Raw genomic sequence first — 1,740 nt, 5'->3', positions numbered from 1 at the left:
CCTTTATCCAACTCTGTTCTATTCGTATTATATTCCGATTCCGGATAAGGTAATCTGCGGATTTGTATATTTGTGTCTACAGAACCTCCGGAACTTTCGTTCACAACAACCGGAAATACTTTCGGGTAACCGGTACGGCGGAACTCTGTCCATGCCTCTTGTCCCACCGGATAAAGAGCAATGTACTTTTGAGTAATGATTTGTTCCAGATTTGTTTTAAAATCTCCCGATTCATCCCAAGCGATAGAAACAGTCCCCAAAGCATCCATGGAATGAGATGATGTCACCGGATCCTCATAATTGGCAGGCACATATCCACCCGCCGCAGTTCTTGTCAGATACGCGTCAGCTCCTGATACACCATGTTCATCAAAAGACATTCTTATTCCATCTTCATAATACTTTTTAGCATCGGCATTCGTTCCCCAACGCAAAGCATATTCCGCCAACAAGAAATATGATTCAGATGAACGCATCCACACTACATTGGAAGTAGCGGTTGCCTGTGGTTCGGCAAAGATTCCTGTTATATATTTATCCTTACTTACGTCCTTTGACATTCCGGCTCTTATACCCCGATATTTTCCACCCGTACCTGCCTCGAAGTAAGCAGAAAGTCGTGGATCCTGATAACCATTCATGTATGAATCCAGCGTCGCTCCCATACAAATATCATCCCATCCTTTCAGAATATACAGAGGACTTTCATAAGTCGCTATCGGAGTAATATGCTGAAGTTCTGCTAAATCAGACTTCACATTCATCAATCCATAACTATTGCCAATAGCCAGTTGGGCTTCACTTTTTGCCTTTGTTTCATCCACATAGGCAAGATGCAATGCAAGACGCAAACGAAGTGAATTGGCAAACTTTATCCAAGATGTAACATCACCGTTGAACACACAATCCCATGATGACAAAACTTTACTTCCGGATGCAGCATAACTATCCAAGTTATTGATAGCTCCATCCAATTCTTCAAAGAATCTGTAATAAACATCCTTTTGCGAATCATAAGGCACTTCTTTTGAAACTCCAAAATTCAAATAAGGAATAGGCCCATAGGTATCTGTCACACGGTGCATTGCCGCTACTTTCAGAATCTGCGCCATAGAAAACCGGGGATCTTCGTCATTGTTAATCGCTTTTCTTATTTCACGCCAGGCATTCATAGTCGTCAGGTAATTGGTAGTGAACATATCACCATACCAACTTCTTTTATCCCAATTGTAACGACCGGCAGAATTGATACTGGGAGCAGGAAAACCAAAATAGCCGACATAACCATCTCCACCCATCACTTCCACAGTCTGATATCTGTCCGAACCGATATTAAGTCCCGGTTGTGCTACCACCAGTACGTTCTGCTCCATCTGTAAAAGAAGAGAACCAGTTCTCACATTATCCCAATCCGTCATCTCATCGGTTGCTTCATTAGGATTGGTATTGTACTCCAGAAAATTCTTCGTACAACCTACATTTATCATGATTACTCCAAGGAGTAAGTAGTAGTTCCTTACTTTAAAAAACTTACGTATGTTCATCATTATTTTTTTTAAAGGTTATCCAATTAGAAAGAAATCTTTGCAGAAAATCCCATCGATCTCAAACTCGGTTGCATGAAATAGTCCATACCCTGGTTATAAGTACCTGTACTTGCAGTAGATTCCGGGTCAAATGGAGCCTTACAATACAGCATCCATAAATTACGTCCTACAAAGGACACATTCAATCCAGAAA

The 1,740-nt window shown here is 41.1% G+C and carries 1 protein-coding gene; it reads right to left on the bottom strand.

Annotation, left to right across the window (positions count from 1 at the left end; genetic code table 11):
* Positions 1–1,547, bottom strand: a 1,547-nt coding sequence (locus tag AB5935_RS24465; RefSeq protein WP_368327697.1) for a SusD/RagB family nutrient-binding outer membrane lipoprotein, incomplete at its 3' end; no start/stop codon positions are given.
* Positions 1,548–1,740: the final 193 nt, after the last annotated feature.

It is taken from the genome of Phocaeicola sp. RTP21198st1_B8_RTP21198_201120 (assembly GCF_040929485.1).
GTDB classification, from domain to species: Bacteria; Bacteroidota; Bacteroidia; order Bacteroidales; family Bacteroidaceae; genus Phocaeicola; species Phocaeicola dorei.
Note: the sequence above shows the minus strand (reverse complement) of the source record. Positions and strands in the feature narration are given on the sequence as shown.